The sequence below is a fragment of the Methylosinus sp. genome, from assembly GCF_036560965.1.
GTDB lineage: Bacteria > Pseudomonadota > Alphaproteobacteria > Rhizobiales > Beijerinckiaceae > Methylosinus.
On sequence record NZ_DATBQF010000020.1, the window covers coordinates 170,354 to 190,519 of the forward strand.

At 67.1% G+C, this 20,166-nt stretch carries 22 protein-coding genes; 16 read left to right on the top strand and 6 right to left on the bottom strand.

Annotated features, from left to right (window positions below; all coding sequences use genetic code 11):
- Window positions 1-149 precede the first annotated feature (149 nt).
- The 5 genes from VIF40_RS07080 (at window position 150) to VIF40_RS07100 (ending at window position 5,171) form a co-directional block, all read left to right on the top strand.
- Window positions 150-668 (top strand): sigma-70 family RNA polymerase sigma factor, encoded by a 519-nt coding sequence (locus VIF40_RS07080; RefSeq protein ID WP_414684767.1) that lies wholly within the window; start codon window positions 150-152, stop codon window positions 666-668.
- Window positions 665-1,303, top strand: coding sequence for an NrsF family protein (locus VIF40_RS07085; protein WP_331936823.1), 639 nt, complete (start codon window positions 665-667; stop codon window positions 1,301-1,303). Before VIF40_RS07080 ends, VIF40_RS07085 begins: the two co-directional genes overlap by 4 nt.
- Entirely contained in the window at window positions 1,297-2,037 is a 741-nt protein-coding gene (locus tag VIF40_RS07090; RefSeq protein WP_331936824.1) for a TlyA family RNA methyltransferase, read from the top strand. Before VIF40_RS07085 ends, VIF40_RS07090 begins: the two co-directional genes overlap by 7 nt.
- Window positions 2,034-3,323, top strand: coding sequence for a class I SAM-dependent RNA methyltransferase (locus tag VIF40_RS07095; protein WP_414684765.1), 1,290 nt, complete (start codon window positions 2,034-2,036; stop codon window positions 3,321-3,323). Before VIF40_RS07090 ends, VIF40_RS07095 begins: the two co-directional genes overlap by 4 nt.
- Window positions 3,324-3,836: 513 nt before the next feature.
- Window positions 3,837-5,171, top strand: coding sequence for an FAD-binding oxidoreductase (locus VIF40_RS07100; protein WP_331936826.1), 1,335 nt, complete (start codon window positions 3,837-3,839; stop codon window positions 5,169-5,171).
- On the opposite strand, the gene VIF40_RS07105 is transcribed toward VIF40_RS07100, so the two are convergent.
- Together VIF40_RS07105 and VIF40_RS07110 are read right to left on the bottom strand one after the other, a co-directional pair.
- Window positions 5,149-5,796, bottom strand: coding sequence for a hypothetical protein (locus VIF40_RS07105; protein WP_331936827.1), 648 nt, complete (start codon window positions 5,794-5,796; stop codon window positions 5,149-5,151). The genes VIF40_RS07100 and VIF40_RS07105 overlap by 23 nt on opposite strands.
- A 74-nt stretch (window positions 5,797-5,870) precedes the next feature.
- Window positions 5,871-6,428: an invasion associated locus B family protein gene (locus VIF40_RS07110; RefSeq protein ID WP_331936828.1), complete on the bottom strand. Its 558-nt coding sequence runs from the start codon at window positions 6,426-6,428 to the stop codon at window positions 5,871-5,873.
- A 344-nt stretch (window positions 6,429-6,772) separates the two neighbouring features.
- On the opposite strand from VIF40_RS07110, the gene coxB reads away from it, so the two are divergent.
- The 11 genes from coxB to VIF40_RS07165 all read left to right on the top strand — a co-directional run bounded on the left by coxB (window position 6,773) and on the right by VIF40_RS07165 (window position 16,455).
- Window positions 6,773-7,651 (top strand): cytochrome c oxidase subunit II, encoded by an 879-nt coding sequence (gene coxB / locus VIF40_RS07115; protein WP_331936829.1) that lies wholly within the window; start codon window positions 6,773-6,775, stop codon window positions 7,649-7,651.
- Window positions 7,652-7,710: 59 nt separating this feature from the next.
- Window positions 7,711-9,378, top strand: coding sequence for a cytochrome c oxidase subunit I (ctaD, locus tag VIF40_RS07120; protein WP_331936830.1), 1,668 nt, complete (start codon window positions 7,711-7,713; stop codon window positions 9,376-9,378).
- Window positions 9,379-9,482: 104 nt separating this feature from the next.
- Window positions 9,483-10,421 carry a heme o synthase gene (locus VIF40_RS07125; protein ID WP_331936831.1) on the top strand — a complete coding sequence of 313 codons (939 nt, stop codon included), beginning with the start codon at window positions 9,483-9,485 and terminating at the stop codon, window positions 10,419-10,421.
- 12 nt (window positions 10,422-10,433) lie between these two features.
- Window positions 10,434-10,619, top strand: a complete 186-nt coding sequence (locus tag VIF40_RS07130; RefSeq protein ID WP_331936832.1) for a hypothetical protein — start codon at window positions 10,434-10,436, stop codon at window positions 10,617-10,619.
- A gap of 7 nt (window positions 10,620-10,626) precedes the next feature.
- Window positions 10,627-11,220, top strand: a complete 594-nt coding sequence (locus VIF40_RS07135; protein WP_331936833.1) for a cytochrome c oxidase assembly protein — start codon at window positions 10,627-10,629, stop codon at window positions 11,218-11,220.
- Window positions 11,221-11,329: 109 nt separating this feature from the next.
- Complete coding sequence (locus tag VIF40_RS07140) at window positions 11,330-12,193, top strand: cytochrome c oxidase subunit 3 (protein ID WP_331936834.1); 864 nt, start codon at window positions 11,330-11,332, stop codon at window positions 12,191-12,193.
- Between the two features lie 98 nt (window positions 12,194-12,291).
- On the top strand, window positions 12,292-12,672 hold the full coding sequence (locus tag VIF40_RS07145) for a DUF983 domain-containing protein (protein WP_331936835.1): 381 nt from the start codon (window positions 12,292-12,294) through the stop codon (window positions 12,670-12,672).
- A complete protein-coding gene (locus tag VIF40_RS07150) occupies window positions 12,662-13,390 on the top strand; it encodes an SURF1 family protein (RefSeq protein ID WP_331936836.1) in 729 nt (242 codons plus the stop codon). The genes VIF40_RS07145 and VIF40_RS07150 overlap by 11 nt, the downstream gene beginning before the upstream one ends.
- Window positions 13,391-13,509: 119 nt before the next feature.
- Entirely contained in the window at window positions 13,510-14,922 is a 1,413-nt protein-coding gene (gene thrC / locus VIF40_RS07155) for a threonine synthase (RefSeq protein WP_331936837.1), read from the top strand.
- A gap of 10 nt (window positions 14,923-14,932) precedes the next feature.
- Window positions 14,933-15,532: a GNAT family protein gene (locus VIF40_RS07160; RefSeq protein WP_331936838.1), complete on the top strand. Its 600-nt coding sequence runs from the start codon at window positions 14,933-14,935 to the stop codon at window positions 15,530-15,532.
- 143 nt (window positions 15,533-15,675) lie between these two features.
- Window positions 15,676-16,455 (top strand): WecB/TagA/CpsF family glycosyltransferase, encoded by a 780-nt coding sequence (locus tag VIF40_RS07165; protein WP_331936839.1) that lies wholly within the window; start codon window positions 15,676-15,678, stop codon window positions 16,453-16,455.
- A gap of 180 nt (window positions 16,456-16,635) precedes the next feature.
- Here the strand turns inward: VIF40_RS07165 and hisG are convergent, their stop codons facing one another.
- From hisG to VIF40_RS07185, 4 genes are all read right to left on the bottom strand, one after another.
- Entirely contained in the window at window positions 16,636-17,613 is a 978-nt protein-coding gene (gene hisG / locus VIF40_RS07170; RefSeq protein ID WP_331936840.1) for an ATP phosphoribosyltransferase, read from the bottom strand.
- Window positions 17,610-18,749 (bottom strand): ATP phosphoribosyltransferase regulatory subunit, encoded by a 1,140-nt coding sequence (locus tag VIF40_RS07175; protein ID WP_331936841.1) that lies wholly within the window; start codon window positions 18,747-18,749, stop codon window positions 17,610-17,612. Before VIF40_RS07175 ends, hisG begins: the two co-directional genes overlap by 4 nt.
- Window positions 18,750-18,842: 93 nt before the next feature.
- A complete protein-coding gene (locus tag VIF40_RS07180; protein WP_331936842.1) occupies window positions 18,843-19,403 on the bottom strand; it encodes a hypothetical protein in 561 nt (186 codons plus the stop codon).
- Window positions 19,404-19,620: 217 nt separating this feature from the next.
- The coding region (locus VIF40_RS07185; protein WP_331936843.1) for a S1 RNA-binding domain-containing protein at window positions 19,621-20,166 on the bottom strand (546 nt) is incomplete at its 5' end.

The window sequence follows — 20,166 nt, forward strand, 5'->3', positions numbered from 1 at the left end:
AATAGTCCGGCGTTTTTGTGACGCGCTCGGAAAATCGCGAGAACACTCGACGCAGACCCCGCGCATGACGTAACGAAAGGGCGCTTTTTCACGAATGGGATGGTGGACGTTTGGCAGCGCGTAACGCCGAGGAGGAATGGGCCGTGCTGATGCGCGCCGCGATAGCGGGCGATTCGGGCTCCTATAAGAGGCTGCTCGTCTCGCTGACGCCGGCGCTGCGCGGCGTCGCGCGGCGCGATTGCGCGCGCCTCGGCCTCGATGTCGGCGAGGCGGAGGATGTGGTGCAGGAGACGCTGCTCGCGGTCCATTTGAAGCGCGACACCTGGGATATGGACCGGCCGATCGGCCCCTGGATCATGACCATAGCGCGCAACAAGCTCATCGATGCGCGTCGCCGGCGGGGCGCCAAGACGCCGCTGCCGATCGACGACGCCTTCGATCTCGCGGCGCCCGAGGCGGCGGACGACGGGCTCGATCGGCAGGACGTCGATCGTCTGCTCGGCGAGCTCGGCGAACGCCAGCGCGATCTGGTGCGTTTCTTGTCTATCGACGGACACTCGGTGAAAGAGGCCGCGGAGCGCCACGGCATGAGCGAGGGCGCCGTGCGCGTGGCCTTGCATCGGGCGATCAAGACGTTGGCGGCGCTCTATCGGAAAGGCGAGAGATGAGAACGGACGATCTGATCGGCGCGCTCGTCGCGGACCATGCGCCGTCGCGTCTTCGCTTCGCGCGGATTTTCGCTCTGTCGCTCGCGGCGGCCGCAGTCGTCGCCGCCCTCGCCTTCTTCGCCTTTATCGGCGTGCGGTCGGATTTCGGCTCGGCGGCTCAGAGCCTGCGCTTTCTCACGAAATTCGCCGTGACGCTCAGCCTGCTCGCGGCCGGAGCCGGGCTGTTGCGGCGGCTCGCCACGCCCGGCGCCGACCTGCGCTATTGGCGTTTCGCGCCGCTTTTGGCGCTGCTCGTGCTCGCCGTCGCGGTGGTCCTCGAGCTTTTCGCCGCGCCCGCGTCCAGTTGGAGCGCACGCCTCGTCGGGCTCAACGCGCAGGCCTGCCTCGCTGTCATTCCTCTCCTCGCGATCGGCCCGCTCGCAATATTGCTGCTCGCGCTGCGGCGCGGCGCGCCGAGCCGGCCGGCGCTCGCTGGCGCCGTCGCCGGCCTCGTCGCCGGCGCGCTGGCGGCGACCTTCTATGCGACCCATTGCCAGGACGACAGTCCGCTCTTCGTCGCCGTCTGGTATTCGCTGGCGATCGGCTTCGTCACGCTCGCCGGCTCCGCGCTCGGCTCGCGCCTGCTGCGATGGTGAGCCCGCGCGAGCCGCTTCGCGTCGATGTGGCGCTGTGCGAGCGCGGCCTGTTCGAGAGCCGCGCCAAGGCGCGCGAGGCCATTCTCGCCGGCCTCGTCGCGGTCGACGGACGCAAGATCGCCAAGCCCTCGCAGCTCGTTCCGCCGGACGCCGAGATCGTGGCGCAGGCGCCCTATCCTTACGTCTCGCGCGGCGGCGTGAAGCTCGCCCATGCGCTCGAAGCATTCGCTGTCGAGGCGAAAGATCGCTATTGTCTCGACATCGGCGCCTCGACCGGGGGCTTCACCGACGCTCTGCTGCGCGCCGGCGCGCGCCATGTCGTCGCGGTGGACGTCGGCCACGATCAATTGCACCCGAGATTGCGCGCCGATCCGCGCGTGACCTCGCGCGAAGGCCTCGATGCGCGCGCCTTGACGATGGCGCATCTGGCCGAGGAGCCGTCGCTGATCGTCGTCGACGCGAGCTTCATCTCGCTGGCGCTGGTGCTGCCGCCCGTGCTGCCGCTCGCGGCCGGGGGGGCGGAGCTCGTCGCGCTGATCAAGCCGCAGTTCGAGGCCGGTCGCAAAGCGGGCAAGAAGGGCGTCGTCCGCGACGAGGCCATTCATGCGCAAGTCTGCGCGCGCATTTCCGCCGAGGTCGAGACGCTCTCCTGGCGCAGTCTCGGCCTCATCCCGTCGCCGATCGAGGGTGGCGACGGGAATCGTGAATTTCTTCTCCATGCAAGGCGGATGTGATGCGGCGGCTCGTCATCGAACGATTGGGGCATCGCGGCGAGGGCGTCGCGCGCGGGGAGGAGGGGCTCGTCTTCGTGCCCTTCGCGCTGCCGGGCGAGACCGTGCTCGTCGAAGCGGAGGGCGAGCGCGCGCGTCTCGTGGATATTCTCGAGCCGTCGCCGGATCGCATCGAGCCCTTCTGCCTGCAATATGGAATCTGCGGCGGCTGCGCGGTGCAGACGCTGGCCGAGCCCGCCTATGCGCGCTGGAAGCGCGGCCTCGCCGAGACGGCGCTGCGCAACGCCGGCCTCGATTGGCCGGTCGAGCCGCTCGTCGACGCCCATGGCGCCGGGCGTCGGCGCGTGACCTTCCATGCTCGTTATGAGAAGGGCGCGGCGCGTCATGAGAAGGGCGCGGCGCGCGTGGGCTTCATGCGCGCTCGCTCGCATGATCTCGTCGAGATCGACGCCTGCCCGCTGCTCGAGCAGGGACTCGCCGGCGCTCCCGCCGCCGCGCGCGCTCTGGCGCAGGCGCTCGCCGGGCGCAGCAAGCCGCTCGATCTCGCCGTGACGCTGACGACAGGCGGGCTCGATATCGACATTCGCGGCGCCGGCGAGCTCGAGGAGCGCGAGATGCTGGCGCTGCTCGAGCTGGCCGAAAACCTCGATCTGGCGCGTCTCGCCAATCATGGACGGCTGGTGACGCTGCGTCTCCCGCCCGGAGTGATGGTCGCAAGCACGCAAGTCTTCCCGCCGCCCGGCGCCTTTCTCCAGGCGACGGCCGAGGGGGAGGCGGCCATCGCCGGCCTCGTCGCGCGGGGCGTCGGCGAGAAGGCCAAGAGAATCGCCGATCTCTTTTGCGGCGTCGGCGCCTTTGCGCTACGGCTCGCGGCGTCGGCGCAAGTGACCGCCATCGATGCGGATGTCGCGGCGGTGGAGGCGCTCGACCGCGCCGCCCGCACGGCGCGGGGGCTGCTGCCGATCTCGGCGCAGGCGCGCGATCTCTTCCGCCGTCCGCTCGACATTCAGGAGCTGAACCGTTTCGACGCCGTCGTCTTCGATCCGCCGCGCGTCGGCGCCATGGCGCAGGCGGAGGCGCTCGCGGCTTCGACCGTGCGACGCGTGGTCGCCGTCTCCTGCGATCCGCAGAGCTTCGCGCGCGACGCCGCTATTCTGAGCAAGGGCGGATATGCCTCGAAATTCATCACGCCGATCGATCAATTTCGGCATTCGCCTCATCTCGAGGTCGTCGCGCTGTTCGAGCGGGCGGCCGAGGCCGCGCCGCGCCGCCGCCTGCTGTCGCGCTGAGATCGGGCTTTCGCAGGCCCATGCTCGGCGGCAGCGCGCTTTTTTACGTAGCTTCACTTATGGCGGCGTGGGCTGGAAAACCTAGATGCTCGCAACGTCTTTCATGTGACAATGGACGGATTTCAGAAAGCGTTTCGGGACTGAGCAGGGAATTTGTCTTGCCAGTCCCGCCGAGTTGGGCATAGGATTTGCGTCCAAATCCAGCGTGGGGAGCCGGCTCCTCTCGGAGCCGCGCTCAAATCTGGAAGGAGATGGTCACATGAATGCGCTTCTCGCCGCAACATTGTGCAGTATCGTCCTCGGCGGACTTCCTGTCGCCGCCGCCGCCTATGTGCGGGTCCGCCGGTCGGAAGAAGCGCGTCGTCGTCGCCACTGGTGACCTCGGGGCGAGGTGTCTTCGGAACGAGGTGATCGTCTCTGACCGCTGTCGAAAAAGGACGCGATGACACGGCGCTGCTCGATCGCCTGAGCGCGATCGTCGGATCTGCCGGCGTCATCGTCGATCCGCAGGCCATGGCGGCCTATCTGCACGAGCCGCGCGACTCCTTCCATGGCCGCGCTCTCTCCGTCGTCAAGCCGCGAAGCGCCCATGAGGTCGCTCGCGTTCTCGCCCTCTGCGACGCCGCGGGCGTCGGCGTCGTTCCGCAGGGCGGCAACACCGGGCTCGTCGGCGGCCAGACGCCCGATGCGAGCGGCGCGCAGATCGTGCTGTCGCTGCAAAAGCTCGACAAAATCCGCGAGGTCGATCCCGCTTCCGACACGATGACGGTCGAAGCCGGCGTCATTCTCGCCAACGCCCAGGCCGCGGCCGAGGCGGCTGGCCGCTATTTCCCACTCTCGCTCGGCGCCGAAGGCAGCTGCACCATAGGCGGCAATCTCGCCACCAACGCCGGCGGCGTCCATGTGATCGCCTATGGCGCGACGCGCGATCTCGCGCTCGGGCTCGAGGTGGCGCTCGCCGATGGGCGGCTGCTGTCCGGCCTCTCCAAGCTGCGCAAGGACAATACGGGCTATGACCTCGCCCAATTGTTCATCGGCTCGGAGGGCACGCTCGGCGTCATCACCGCCGCGACGCTGAAGCTCTTTCCCTTGCCGCGGTCACGCGCGACGGCCTTCGTCGGCCTCGCCGATCCGCGCGCTGCGCTGACGCTGCTGGGGCTCGCCAAGTCGCGCGCCGGCTCGGCGCTCGTCGCCTTCGAATTGATCCCGCGCATCGGCGTCGAATTCGTGCTGCGGCATATCGCCGGCGCGCGCGATCCGCTCGCCGCCGCGCATCGCTGGTATGTGCTGATCGAGCTCGCCTCGCCGGCCGAGAGCGGCGTCGAGGAATTGCTGACCGAATTGCTCGGCGAGGCGATGGAGCAGGGGATCGCCGAGGACGCGACGCTCGCCGCGACGCTCGAGCAGCGCGCCGGCCTCTGGAAGCTGCGCGAGACCCTGCCGGAGGCGCAAAAGCCCGAGGGCGTCTCGATCAAGCACGACGTCTCCGTCCCGCTCGAATCGATCCCGGCTTTTCTGGACGAGGCGAGCGCTCTCGTCACGGCGCATGCGCCGGGCGCGCGGCCGACGCCCTTCGGCCATATGGGCGACGGCAATATTCACTATAATGTCTCGCAGCCCGAGGGCGCCGATCGCGCCGGCTTCCTCGCCCGCCGCGAGGCGATCAACGAGATCGTGCATGGGCTGGTGACGAAATATGCGGGCTCGGTCTCGGCCGAGCACGGCGTCGGCGTGCTGAAGCGCGAATTATTGCGCAAGGTGAAGGACCCGGTGGCGCTCGAGCTGATGCGCGCGATCAAATCGGCGCTCGACCCGAAGGGAATCCTCAATCCGGGGAAGCTTCTGTAGGGGTGCGGGCGTGGCGCTTGCGGCGCTTTTGCGCGGGCGCGGATTTGTCGGCGGCGCCGCCTTCGAAGCCCACCAGAATCTCATAATCGTCGGCGGCTTGCGCGCCGAGATAGGGGACCGAGAGCGGCTCCGAGATCACGCGGAACTCGCCGCGCGCGGCGCCCGCGGGCACGCTCGCCGAGACGTGATAGATCTTGGAGGCGAGGATCGATTCATCCTTCTGCCGCCGCGCCGCGATCTTCAGCGCGCCGGAGAAGGAGCCCGGCTGGCCGGTCGGGCCGAGCACGGCCGCCCCCTCGACGCCGACCTTGATGAGAATCTGATCGCCCGAAACCGTGCATTCGCGCGCGAGATGCGACAGCGAGAGCTGATAGCGGACCGAGGAATTATCGGCGCCCGGCGGCACGCGCAACGTGGCGGCGCCGGTGTCCACGAGGATCTCGGGACAGTCGACCGCGGAGCCGGGCGCGGCTTGCGTCGGCCGGTCGGACTTTTGCTGCTCCTTCTCGCCGCCGCCGAAGACGCCCGAGAAAGGATTGGGAATGTCGAAGGCGCGGGCGGCGCTCGCCGCGAGCCCCGCCGCAAGCGTGGAAACCGAGAGAATTGCGAAAAAGCGCCGCATCATCCGTCCCGTGCCCATCGGACTTTCACCCTCTGCTCGCGAGCTCCGCTCACCGTCGATGAACGCCATTACCGCCATCACGGCAGTTTGGCGAATCCCTCCTTGAAGCCGGCCAGCGACAGCGGCAGGCCGACGCCCTCGTCGGGCGTCAGATAGATGACGAAGGTCGCGGTCTTGCCGTTCTTGAGCTGGTCGACGAGCGAATCATCCATGACGACATCGGCGACGCAGCCCGAGGGCAGGCAGCGCACGAAGCCGGTGTCGCCGATTCGCGTCTTGTCGATGGTGAGGCCGAGGCCTTTGATCAGCAGCACATTGAGCGGCGCGATGACGCGCAGCAGCCGGCTCTTGCCGTCGCTCGTCTTCAGGACGACGACGACCAGATTGACATTGGCCTTGTCCTCCGCCGCAACGCTCTGAATCAGCGCGCATTGCTCGGCGGCGGCGCCGGCCGGCGTCTCGCAGCGAATCTCCCAGTCGCCATATTTGGATTTGACGGCGCCCTGCGCAGCGGCGGGCGAGACCGCCGCCCATAGGACGACCGACGCCGCGACTGATGCTGCGACTGCGAAAAACAGCCCCGCGACCACATGTCGCAACCTCGCGAGCCGGAGAACGGCGGCGTGCGGCCTCATTTTCGCTCCATGTTTCTTCCGATCGGATTCCAATAGCCCTTAGGATCGAAACCGGGCCAAATCTGGGCGTTGCGAATTGTCTCGAGGGTGGCGCTCTGCGTAGCAAATGGCCGCCCGCTGTCAAGCGGAAGGGCGCCGACGCCGCAATTTTACGCAGGGAGGGGTGGCGCGACTTTTTGTCAGGCACACTGTGGCGCCGCAGCGATTGCGCGGCGCCGCCGTTTGTGGTTGAACCCGCGTGGGAATACCTGACGGGCCGGATTTGTGGCGGGTTCGGCGCGATCAAAACAACCGGATAACAGAATCATAACGACCTTGTTCCTGAGGTCCGAGAGGCGATCTTCATGCTCATCGGCAGACGACCCACATTCCGCCGCGCGGCCTTGATGGCCGGCGCCTTATCTTCCCTCCTCCTGCTCGCGGGCGTCGCATACGCGGAGGTGTTGGGCCAGCCCACTCCGGGAGGCCTCGGCCTTCCGGCGACGGTGACGGAAGTCGGCGCCGAGACGCAGTTTTTCTACAATGTCATTCTGCTTCCCATCATCAGCTTCATCGGCCTCTTCGTTCTCGGTCTTCTGATTTACGTCTGCTGGCGGTTCAACGAGAACGCCAATCCCGTTCCCTCCAAGCTCACCCATCACACCGGCCTCGAGATCGCGTGGACGCTGGTGCCGGTGCTCATTCTGGTGTTCATCGCCATTCCGTCCTTCCGTCTGCTCGCCCATCAGATGGAGATCCCCGAGCCGAAGGTGACGATCAAGGTCACCGGCAATCAATGGTACTGGTCCTACGCCTATCCGGAGGATCAGGGCGGCGGCTTCTCCTTCGATCAGTTCCTGAAGCCCGAGGCGGATCTCAAGCCGGAGAATGGCGACGTTCGCCTGCTCTCGGTGGACAATGAGGCGGTGGTGCCGGTCGGCGAGGTGATCAAGCTGCAGGTGATCGCCTCCGATGTGATCCACTCCTTCACGATTCCGGCCTTCACGATCCGCATCGACGCGGTGCCCGGCCGCCTCAACGAGACTTGGTTCAAGGCCGAGAAGGAAGGTCTCTTCTACGGCCAGTGCTCGAAGATCTGCGGCAAGGATCATGCGTTCATGCCGGCCGCCATCCGCGTCGTCTCCAAGGAGAAATACGCCGAGTGGCTGCTGGAGGCGAAGAAGAAATTCGCCAAGGCCGACGACGGGCGCATGCGCGTCGCCGTCGAGCGCGACGCGCGTTGAGAGACGCATTCTCCGAGCCGAACCGAATAAAACCCGAGCATTCTCCGAGGATCACGACCATGGACGCCATCTCGACCGAGGCGGGGGCCCACCACGACCATCCCACCGGCCTGCGCCGCTTTCTCTTCTCGACCAATCACAAAGACATCGGCACGCTCTATCTGATCCTCGCCGTCATCGGCGGCCTCATCGGCTTTCTGATGTCGATGGCCATTCGCGCCGAACTCGCCCATCCGGGCATTTCGGTGTTCCCGGGCATTTCCGCTCTGCTGCACGGGACCGATCCGACCAATATCGACGCCGCCAAGAACCTCTATAATGTGTTCATCACCGCCCATGGCGTGCTGATGATCTTCTTCTTCGTCATGCCGGCGCTGATGGGCGGCTTCGCCAATTGGTTCGTGCCGATCATGATCGGCGCGCCGGACATGGCCTTCCCGCGCCTCAACAACATCTCCTTCTGGCTGCTCGCCGCGGCGCTGGTGCTGGTGGTGCTGTCGACCTTCGCGGAGGGCGCTCCCGGCTCGCTCGGCTTCGGCGGCGGCTGGGTGTTCTACCCGCCTCTGTCGTCCAACACGGGCCATCCCGGGCCGGCGATGGATTATGTGATCCTGTCGCTGCATCTGGCCGGCGCCTCGTCGATCCTGGGCTCGATCAACTTCATCACCACCATCTTCAACATGCGCGCGCCGGGCATGACGCTGCACAAGATGCCGCTGTTCGCCTGGGGCATGCTGGTGACGGCCTTCCTGCTGGTGCTGACGCTGCCGGTGCTCGCCGGCGCCATCACCATGCTGCTGACCGACCGCAATTTCGGCACGACCTTCTATGATCCGGCGGGCGGCGGTGATCCGATCCTGTTCCAGCATCTGTTCTGGTTCTTCGGCCATCCGGAAGTCTATGTGCTGATCCTGCCGGCCTTCGGCATCATCAGCCACATCGTCTCCACCTTCTCGCGCAAGCCCGTGTTCGGCTATCTCGGCATGGCCTACGCCATGGTGTCGATCGGCTTCCTCGGCTGCATCGTGTGGGCGCACCACATGTATACGGTCGGCCTGTCGCTCAATGCGCAGCGCTACTTCGTCTTCGCCACCATGGTGATCGCGGTGCCGACCGGCATCAAGATCTTCTCCTGGATCGCGACCATGTGGGGCGGCTCGATCTCCTTCCGCGCCCCGATGTGGTGGGCGATCGGCTTCATCTTCGTGTTCACCCTCGGCGGCGTCACCGGCGTCGTTCTGGCGAACGCCTCGGCCGACCGTCAGCTGCACGAGACCTATTACGTCGTCGCGCACTTCCACTACACCATGTCGCTCGGCGCGGTGTTCGGCGTCTTCGCGGGCTTCTATTACTGGTTCCCGAAGATGACGGGCTACATGTACAACGAGACGCTGTCGAAGCTGCACTTCGTCACGCTGTTCGTCGGCATCAACCTCGTCTTCTTCCCGCAGCATTTCCTCGGCCTCGCCGGCATGCCGCGCCGCTACATCGACTATCCGGACGCTTTCGCGCTGTGGAACTATTGGTCGTCGGTCGGCGCCGCCATCGCCGCGGTCAGCGTGCTGGTGTTCTTCTACACCGTGGCGGAGGCCTTCCTGCGCAAGCGCGAGGCGGGCAATAATCCGTGGGGCGTGGGCGCGACGACGCTCGAGTGGACGCTGCCCTCGCCGCCGCCCTTCCATCAGTTCGAGACCCTGCCGCGCATCACCGGCTCGGGCCATCACTGACGCAAATCGTCTGGTCGCGGGGCCTTGCCGCCGCCGCGACCAGACGGAGCAATGATCCGATCTTCTCGATTGCCTCTGGAACGAGAACGAGCGCGGGAACGACAATGAGCGACGCCTCCTTCATCATCGACGATGCTTCGGCTCCGCGCGCGCCAGTCGCCGCCCCCGGCGATTATTTCGCCCTGCTGAAGCCGCGTGTGATGTCGCTGGTCGTGTTCACGGCGCTGGCCGGCATTCTGCTGGCGCCGGTCGCGCCGCATCCTTTCATCGCTTTCGCCTCGCTGCTCGCCATCGCCGTCGGCGCGGGCGCGTCCGGCGCGCTGAACATGTGGTACGACGCCGATATCGACGGTCTGATGACGCGCACGCGCGGCCGGCCCATTCCCGCCGGCCGGCTCGGCCGCGAGGAGGCGCTGGCCTTCGGCCTGTTCCTGTCGATCATGGCGGTGTTCACGCTCGGCCTCGTCGCCAATTGGCTGGCCGCGGCGCTGCTCGCCTTCACCATCTTCTTCTATGTCGTCGTCTATACGATGTGGCTGAAGCGCTCGACGCCGATGAACATCGTCATCGGCGGCGCGGCCGGCGCGCTGCCGCCTGTCGTTGGCTTCGCCGCGGCGACCGGCGCCGTCGATCTCTCCAGCCTCGTGCTGTTCGGCATCATCTTCATGTGGACGCCGCCGCATTTCTGGGCGCTGGCGCTGGTCAAGCGCGAGGAATACGGAGCCGCCGGCATTCCCATGCTGCCAAATGTGCATGGCGAGACGCGCACCCGCCTCGAGATTCTCGCCTATTCCATCGCGCTCGCGCCCATCGGCGTCGCGCCCTATCTCCTCGGTTTCGCCTCGCCGGTCTATGGCGTGGTCTCGCTGCTGCTGGGCGTGGCGCTGATCGCCTGCGCCGTCTGGGTCTATCGTCGCCGGGACGGCGAGCCGGCGCGCCGCGCGGCGATGCGCCTCTTCTTCTTCTCCATCGTTTATTTGTCCCTATTGTTCATGGTCCTGGTGATCGAGAGGCTTCTCGCCCTCTCGTCCTGGCTCGCTTGAGCGGAGGAACGCATGACGATCGGTCGACCCGAAAACACATCCGAGCCGGAAGAGGGCGTCGTCCTCACGGCCGAGCAAGCGAAGAGCCGCCGCGCCCGCAATATTGCGATCGGCGTCGCCGTGGCGCTGTTCGTGGCGCTCTTCTACTTCGTGACCATTGTGAAGCTCGGCGGCAATGTCGTGCCGCGGACGGGGTGAGATCGACATGAGTGGAGATCGCACAGAAAAACCCCGCGGAGGCCGCGCCGGCAAAGGCGCGGGGCTGCTGATCGGCGGCTCCGTGGCCATGCTGATCCTGTCCTTCGCCTCGGTGCCGCTCTATCGCGCCTTCTGCTCGGCGACCGGTTTCGGCGGCACGACGCAAGTCGCCAAGGTCGCGCCGGCCAAGCCCGGCGAGCGGACGCTCGGCGTGCGTTTCGACGCCAATGTCGCGCATGATCTGCCCTGGCGCTTCGCGCCGGAGACGCCGCGCATCGTGGTGCGCACCGGCGAGACGGCGACGATCTATTACAAGGTCGTCAATCTCTCCGATCGGGAGACGAGCGGCGTCGCCGCCTATAACGTCAGCCCGGATCAGGCCGGCGCCTATTTCGACAAGCTCGCCTGCTTCTGCTTCTCGGAGCAGAAGCTCGCGCCGCACGAGAGCGCCGAATGGCCGGTGGTGTTCTTCCTCGATCCGGCGCTCGAGAAGGACGAGACGATGAACCATGTCGAGGAGGTCACGCTCTCCTACTCTTTCTTCGCCACCAAGAAGCCCAAGGAGGCGGCGAGCGCGCAGGGGACGAAGCCGAAGTCCTGAGAAAACGAGAATGCGACGGGAGGCGTCCGCGGCGGGACGAATCATCCCGCGCGAATGGAGCCCAGCGAAGGAGACCGGCCCGGCCGGCGAAATTTCGAGGATAATGAACATGTCGGACGGACACGCGAAACCAAATCACGATTATCATCTCGTCGATCCGAGCCCGTGGCCGCTGGTCGGCGCGCTCGCCGCGCTGTTCACCGCGATCGGCGCGGTCTATTGGATGAAGGGCATGCCGCTGTTCGGCATAAAGATCGGCGGCCCGGTCCTCTTCTCCGCCGGTTTCGCCTGCATCCTCTTCACAATGTGGTCCTGGTGGGGCGACATCATCCGCGAGGCCGAGCACGAGGGCCATCACACCGCGGTGGTGCAGCTGCATCACCGCTATGGCGTGATCCTCTTCATCCTCTCCGAGGTGATGTTCTTCGTCGCCTGGTTCTGGGCCTTCTTCAATTCGGCGATCTTCCCGGCCGATCCGCAGATGGTCACGCGCACCGAGCTGTTCCAGGGCGTGTGGCCGCCGCATGGGATCGAGGTGCTCAATCCCTGGCATCTGCCGCTGCTCAACACGCTGATCCTGCTGACCTCCGGCGCGACGCTCACCTTCGCGCATCACGGCCTGCTGCACAATGATCGGGGCGCGCTGAAGAAGGGCCTCATCGCCACCATCGCGCTGGGCCTGATCTTCACCTGCGTCCAGGCCTATGAATACGCTCATGCGCCCTTCGCCTTCAAAGGCTCGATCTATGGCGCGACCTTCTTCATGGCGACCGGCTTCCACGGTTTCCATGTGATCGTCGGCTCGATCTTCCTGATCGTCTGCCTCGTGCGCACCTATGTCGGCCAGTTCAAGCCGGATCAGCATCTCGGCTTCGAGTTCGCGGCGTGGTATTGGCATTTCGTCGACGTCGTCTGGCTGTTCCTGTTCGCCTCCATCTACGTGTGGGGCAATTGGGGCGGCGCGATGGAGTGAGCGAACGGGCCCATTTCGGCTTCCGAGGAAGCGCCGGCGGGGACCCGTCGGCGCTTCTCTTGCTTTCGAGGCGTCGCCTCCGCGACGGAAAGGAACCCATGTCCGCCGACAATCACCCCACCGTCTCGCCCTATGTCGCCGGCCTGCTCGGCCGCTGCCCGCGCTGCGGCAAAGGCCATGTGTTCCGCGGCTTCCTGGAGCTCGCGCCGGCCTGCGAGGTGTGCGGGCTCGATCTCGCCTTCGCCGATTCGGGCGATGGGCCGGCCGTGTTCGTGATGACCATCGCCGGCTTCATCGTCGTCGGCGCGGCGCTCTATGTCGAGGTCGCCTATTCCCCGCCCTATTGGGTGCATGGGCTGATCTTCCTGCCGCTGACCGTCATCGTCTGCGCGGGGCTGCTGCGGCCGGCCAAGAGCCTGCTGATCGCGCTGCAATATTTCAACAAGGCGGAGGAAGGTCAGCGCGCCGATGAGAGCTGAGGCGCGCGCGCTTCTCGGACCGGCGCTGTTTTCCGCGGTCATGGTGGCGCTGCTCGTCGGGCTCGGCGTCTGGCAGCTGCGTCGCCTCGCCTGGAAGGAGGCGCTGATCGCCCATGTGGAGAGCCGCGCCACCTCGGCGCCGGTCGCGCCGCCGCCGCGCGACCAATGGGCGAGCCTTTCGCCGGATGACTACGACTTCCTCCATGCGCGCGTCACGGGTCGTTTCGATCTCGCGCGTGAGGCGCTGATCTTCTCTGCCCCGCCGTCGGGCGCAGGCGTGGAGCCCGGCTATCGCGTGATCGCGCCTTTCCTGCTCGAGGGCGGCGGGGCGGTGCTCGTCGATCGCGGCTTTTTGCCGCTCTCCGCACGCGCGGACGAGACGCGCAAGCGCGAGCCCGCCGGCGAGGTGACGCTCACCGGCCTGCTGCGCGGCCCGCAGGCGCGCAATCTGTTCACGCCCGCCGACGCGCCGCAGCAGGGGCTGTTCTACACGAGCGATCCGCGCGCGCTCGCCGCCTATTTGCAGCTCCCCGACGCTGCGCCTTTCACGCTGGAGCTCGATCCCGCGGCGCCAGCGCCCGGCCTGCCGCACGTCTTCGATCACACGATCGAGCTCGCCAATAATCACCTTTCCTACGCCATCACCTGGTTCTCGCTGGCGGCGGCCGTGGCCGGAGGCCTCGGCTTCTACGCCGTCGGCCGGCTGAAGCAGCGCTGACGCGGCTTTCTTCGTGAGGTCGTGGGCGCAGTCGCCAAGAGGACGCAACCGACACCGAAGGCGGATTTCCGCGCCTTCGGACTTTCCCGAGGCCGCCTCCGCGGGTTAGAAGAGACGCCGTGCGCTACATTTCCACACGCGGCGAAGCTCCCGCGCTCGCCTTCGAAGACGTCCTCCTCGCCGGCCTCGCCTCCGACGGCGGCCTTTATGCGCCCGTCTCCTATCCGGGCCTGGCGCGCGGCGACATAGCGGCTCTGGCCGGCCTTCCCTATGCGGAGGCGAGCGCGCGCATCATCGCGCCCTTCCTCGGCGAGGCCTTCACCGGCGAGGCGCTGCGCGCGCTGACGCATGACGCTTATTCGAGCTTTCGTCACAGCGCCGTCGCGCCGCTCACGCAGATCGCCGAAAACCTCTTCGTCCTCGAGCTGTTCCACGGGCCGACGCTGGCGTTCAAGGACGTCGCCATGCAGTTGCTCGGGCGCATGATGGACGAGGTTCTGGCGCGCCGCGATCTGCGCGCCACCATCGTCGGCGCGACCTCCGGCGACACCGGCGCCGCGGCGATCGAGGCTTTCGCCGGCCTGGAGCGCGTCGACGTCTTCATCCTCTATCCGCACGAGCGCGTCTCGAACGTGCAGCGCCGGCAGATGACGACGGTCGAGGCCGACAACATCCACACCATCGCGCTTCGAGGCTCCTTCGACGATGCGCAATCGATTCTGAAATCCTTCTTCCGCGACGCCCGCTTCCGCGCGAGCGTCGGCCTCGCGGGGGTCAATTCCATCAATTGGGCCCGCGTCGTCGCGCAGACGGCCTATTATTTCACCAGCGCGGTCGCGCTCGGCGCGCCGTCGCGCGAAGTGAGCTTCGCCGTGCCCACCGGCAATTTCGGCGATGTGCTCGCGGGCTATGTGGCCAAGCGCATGGGCCTGCCGGTCGGCCGCCTCGTCATCGGCACCAACGCCAATGACATTCTCGCGCGCACGCTCGCCACGGGCCGCTATGAGCTGCGCGGGGTAACGCCGACGCAATCGCCGTCGATGGACATTCAGATCTCCTCTAATTTCGAGCGTCTGCTGTTCGACGCCTATGGCCGCGACGCCGCGCAGCTCCGTGGGCTGATGGGCGCGCTGGAGCAGTCGGAGGGGTTTTCCATCGCCCCCGCACCGCTCGACGCCATTCGCGCGGAGTTCGAGGCGAGCGCCGCCTATGAGGCCGATACGACCGAAGAGATCGCCCGCACCTATCGCGAGACCGGCTATATTCTCGATCCGCATGCCGCGACCGGCGTTCATGCGGCGAGACGGCGCCTCGCCGTGGACCCGGCGACGCCGGTCGTCGCGCTGGCCACCGCGCATCCCGCCAAATTCCCGGATGCGGTGGAGCGCGCGATCGGCGTGCGGCCGCCGCTGCCGGACCATCTCGCGCATATTCTGACCGCGCCGGAGCGCTTCACCGTGCTCGACAATGATGTGGCGAAGGTCGCGGCCTTCATCTCCGAACGCGCCCGCGCGGCGCGCGCGGCGGCGTGAGAGGGCGGCAATGGCGCTGTTCGGCCTTCTCCCCGCCTATCGCGATCTGCCGCTGCGCGGCGAGGGCGTCTATCTGCGCGGCTCGGAGATGCGCGATTTCGTCGCCTGGGCCTCGCTCAGGGAACGCAGCCGCGGCTTTCTGACGCCCTGGGAGCCGACCTGGCCCTCGGACGATCTGACCCGCGCCAGCTTTCGCTATCGCGTGCGCCGCCACGCCGAGGAGATGGCGCGCGACGAGGCCTATTCCTTCTTCGTCTTTCGCGAGGCGGATGACGTTCTGGTCGGCGGGCTGACGCTCGGCCATGTGCGGCGCGGCGTGTCCCAGGCGGCGACGCTCGGCTATTGGATGGGCGAGCCCTATGCCGGCAAGGGCTATATGTCCCGCGCCGTGCGGGCGGCGCTGGACTACGCCTTCAACCGCCAGCGCCTGCACCGCATAGAGGCCGCCTGCCTGCCCTCCAACGTCGCCTCCATCCGCTTGCTGGAGCGCAATGGCTTCAAGCAGGAGGGTTTCGCGCGGGCCTATCTCAACATCAACGGCCAGTGGCGCGACCATCTCCTCTTCGCCCGGCTCGACAGCGATCCCTCGCCGGCGCGTCGGCCGCTCTGAGCGGACCGCATGCGGCTCGCCGCGTTTCGAATCTGCACAGCCGATCTCCGATTCTCTCTGGCACGCATCTCTCACCCTAACCTTCGACATTGCCGTCCGCGTCTCGAAACGGGACGGCAAGGCGAAAAAAGGGTAGCGTATTCATGTCGTTCCAGCGAAACCAGGCGTTTCAGGGCCTCGAGGAGGTCATCGTCGGCGGCGCGCGCATCGCGCGTCTCGATCTCGCCGAGACCGCGCGGCTGATGATCGAGGCGGCAGGCCGTCCCGCGCGCGCGAGCGGGCCCCTTTATCTCACCTCCGTCAATGGCGAGGTGCTGGCGCGTCGCCGCGCCAGCCGCGATTTCGCCGCGCTCGTCGATCAGGCCGATCTCATCAGCGCCGACGGCCAGCCGCTCGTCTTCGCCTCCCGTCTCCTCGGCGCGCGGGCGCTGCCGGAGCGCGTGGCGACGACCGATCTCTATCCGCTCGTCGCCGCGATGGCCGAGCGCGAGGGCGTCACCTTCTACCTCTATGGCGCGTCGGAAGAGGTCAATCGCGCGACCTATGAGACCACCAAGCGTCGCTTTCCCGGCTTGCGCATCGTCGGCCGCTCGCATGGCTATCTGCGCGGCGAGGAGCTCGAGCAAAAGATCGACGAGATCAACGAGCTCGCGCCGGATATCGTCTGGCTCGCGCTAGGCGTGCCGCGCGAGCAGGAATTCGTGCGCGAGTGGAGCGATCGCCTTCGAAACGTCAAAGTGATCAAGACATCTGGGGGCCTGTTCGATTTTCTGGCCGGCGCCAAGAAGCGCGCCCCGATGTGGATGCAGAAGGCGGGGCTCGAATGGGCGTTCCGTCTTCGGCTGGAGCCGCGCCGGCTGCTCTTGCGCTATGTGACGACCAATCCGATCGCGTTGCTGCTGTTATTGCGCCACACGCATTGACCGTCCTCGCACATCCGCCGGCGTCGAAGCCGGCGGGCGTCCGAAGCCGCAGTGTAACGAGTTCGGCTTCGGGTCCCCGGCGCGTCGCGCCACTCCGCCAGCGCCGGGGACGACGCCGATCATCGGCGATTTCTCAAAATGGGAAAGCTCGGCGGCCTGCGCATTCGCGCCGATAGTCGGTCAAATCCGTCCTTGCAGCCGGCTCCACAGCGCGTTTTCCGCGCTGAACACATAATCGAGCCGCGCGCTGGTCACCGTGCGCGCGCCTTTGGCGATCAGCCAATCGGCGAATTGCGGCGCCGAATCGGCCGCGGCGGCGAACGTCACGAAGCCGCCGTCGCCGCGCTCGCGCAAGCCGGCCGCGAATTTCTCCGCCGCCTCGGCGAGCAGCGCCTCGTCCAGCGCCGGCAGATGCGTGCGGATCTCGCGCGTCGTGCGCGCCAGCTCCTCGGCCGCTATGCGCGACAAGATGATGCGCGCCGCCTCCCGCGCCCGCGGCGTCCAGGGCGCGGCGAGCGAGGCGACGAGATTGGCCTGCGAGCGCAGGATCACGCCATCGTCCAGCGTCTTCAGCGCATTGGCGACGAGCGTCGCGCCCGTGGTGGTGATGTCGACGATGAGATCGGCCGAGCCCGCCGCCGGCGCGCCTTCCGTGGCGCCGGAGCTCTCGACGATGCGATAATCGCCGATCGCATGTTTCGCGAAGAAACGCCGCGTCGTGTGCACATATTTGGTGGCGACGCGCAGCCCGCGGCCATGGCGGGCGCGAAAGCCGGCGGAGACGTCGGCGAGATCGGCCATGGTGCGAACGTCGATCCAGGCCTGCGGAACGGCGACCACCACATTGGCCTTGCCGAAGCCGAGCGGCGCCAGAATCTCCACCTTGCTTTCGGCGTCGGGAATCGTCTCGCGCACGAGGTCCTCCCCGGTCACGCCGAGATGCACATCGCCGCTGGCGAGCCGCGCCGTGATCTCGGAGGCGGAGAGAAAGGCCGCCTCGGCGTCGTCGACGCCGGCGAGCTGGCCGCGATAGTCGCGCGCCCCGCGGCCCTGCGTGACCTCTATGCCGGCGCGGGCGAAGAAGGCGTTGGCGTTCTCCTGCAGCCGGCCCTTGGAGGGGACGGCGACGATCAGCCTGTCGGGCGTCGGTCCGGTCATGCCGCGCGTCCTTTGCGCGCCGTGAGGCGGTCGACCCATATGGCCGCGCCGACGGCGGGAATGTCCTGTTTCGCGCCGAGCGTCGTCAGCAGGCGATCGTAGCGTCCGCCGCCGATGAGCGGCGGGCCGGCGGGTTCGGCGCGCGCCTCGAAGACGAAGCCCGAATAATAATCCAGCCGGCGCGCGAAGCTGGCCGAGAAGCGCACGCGCTCGAGATCGACCCCGCGCGCGGCGAGAAAGCCCGAGCGCGTATCGAGCGAATCGAGCGCCGCGGAAAGATCGAGCGAGGCGTCGGCCGCGAGCTTGCGCAGCGCCGCGGAGGCCTCGTCGATCTGCCCCTGCACGGAAAAAAAGGCGTCGACCAACGCATGGGTCTCGGCGCTCACTCCGGCGCCGCCGGCGAGCGCCGCCTGATCCAGAAAACGCTCGGCGATCTCGCCGGCGCTGCGGCCGCCGACCGGCGAAATGCCGGCGATGGAGAGAAGATCCTCGACCAGCGCGCGCGCCTCTTTGGCGTCCACTTTCTCGAGCGCGGCGAGCACGCCGGCGTGCTCCTTGCCATTGGCGGGCGGGGCGAAAATCTCGGCGAGGGATTCGCCGCGGGCGTGTCCCGTCTCGAGACGCCGGCGCCAGGCGGGCGGCAGGTCGAGCCGGTCCAGAAAGGTGGAGACGAGGCCGGCGTCGCCGGTCTCGACATGGAGCGCGCCGCCGCCGACCGCGCTCGCGGCCTCCAGAGCAGCGGTGAGGATTTCGGCGTCGGCGGCCTCGCGATCGTCGCGGCCGAAGCTCTCGAGCCCGGCTTGCGACAGCTCGCCGGTCCCCGCCTCGCCCTCGGAGGGGAAGCGGAACACGGCGCCGCCATAGGCGAAGCTGGCGGGCGCGCCGGCCGCCGGCGACGCGAGATAGGCGAGGCAGACGGGGATGGTGAATTCCGGCCGCAGGCAGACATCCGCGCCGGCGGCGTCGCTGGTCAGATAGAGGCGGCCGCGGAAATCCTCGCCCGAGCGGTCCAGGAACACGCCGGCCGGCTGCAGGATCTTCGGCTCGCAGCGGGCAAAGCCCGCGCGCTGGAACGACGCCAATATCGCGCCGAGAGCGTCGCCGCTCGAAAAATCGGTTTTCGCCGCCTCGTTCACGCCTTCAGTCCCTCTCTTGCGGCCCTTCCTTAGCAAGGGCGGAGGACATGCGCATCCGCTTTCCGGAGGGAGGGTGAACGAAGCGCGGGCTCGTCAGAACTTGCACTCTTTCGGCAGCTTCTCGTCCGACCAATCGGCGAGCGCGATCGTCTGCGCCTTGATTTCCACCTTCTTGCCGTTGCGCGTCCCCTTGCCGGAGAGGAAGTTGAGATCGCAGCTTCCGCCGGCGGCGGGGTCGAGCGTGTCGCGCGCCGTGTAGGTGAGGCCGGCGACGGTGAGCGCGCCATTGCGGCGCACCACGGTCAAAGTCTGGCTCCAGCGGTCGCGGCCGACGGCGTCATTCTCGGATTTGATCAGCAGCGAGCCCTTGTCGTTCACGGCGAGCGCGGGGCGGGTTCCGGCCATGGCGCCGGTCCAGGCGGCGTTCTTCTTGACGAAGCTCGGCTTGGCGCCCGCGCCGAGCGTATTCCGCTCGAGGCCGAGATAGACATAGAGATCGGCGCCGTCGTCGAGATTGTCGACGAGCAAAGCGAGATCATAGCCGCCGCCGTCCGAGAGAAAGAGCGTCGTCGCGGAGAGCACGCGCTCGAGCGGAGCTTGGGCCTGCGCGGGGAGAGAGGCGAGGAGAAGCAGAGCGACGAGACGGAAGCGCATGCGAAAAAGCTCCGACCAAATGTCTGAGACCCTCATCCGACCCGACTTCGTCGGGCCACCTTCTCCCGCGTGCGGGAGAAGGAGACGCGCGTCTAGAAACGCTTTTTATTGCAGCAATAGTGAAGAAAGGGCGCTTCCTTCTCCCGCTTGCGGGAGAAGGCGGCCCCGCGAAGCGGGGTCGGATGAGGGCCCGCCGGATGGACGAGCCCCCGCCGCGTCACTCGCCGGCGTTGGCGGCTTCGGCCTTTTCCTTGGCCTCGAGGTCCTCGCCGGTCTGCTGATCGACGACGCGCATGGAGAGGCGCACCTTGCCGCGATCGTCGAAGCCGAGCAGCTTCACTTTCACCTTGTCGCCTTCCTTCACGACATCGGTGGTCTTGTTCACGCGCGCGCTGGAGAGCTGCGAGATGTGAACGAGACCGTCCTTGGCGCCGAAGAAGTTCACGAAGGCGCCGAAATCGGCGGTCTTCACCACCGTGCCCTCGTAAATCTGGCCGACTTCCGGATCGGAGGCGATCGACTTGATCCAGGCGATCGCGGCCTTGATCGAATTGGCGTCGGAGGAAGCCACCTTCACCGTGCCGTCGTCCTCGATGTTCACCTTGGCGCCGGTCTTTTCCACGATTTCGCGGATCACCTTGCCGCCCGTGCCGATCACTTCGCGAATCTTGTCGGTGGGGATTTTCAGCGTTTCGATGCGCGGAGCGAACTCGCCGAGTTCCGCGCGCGACGTGGCGATGGCCTTGGCCATCTCGCCGAGAAT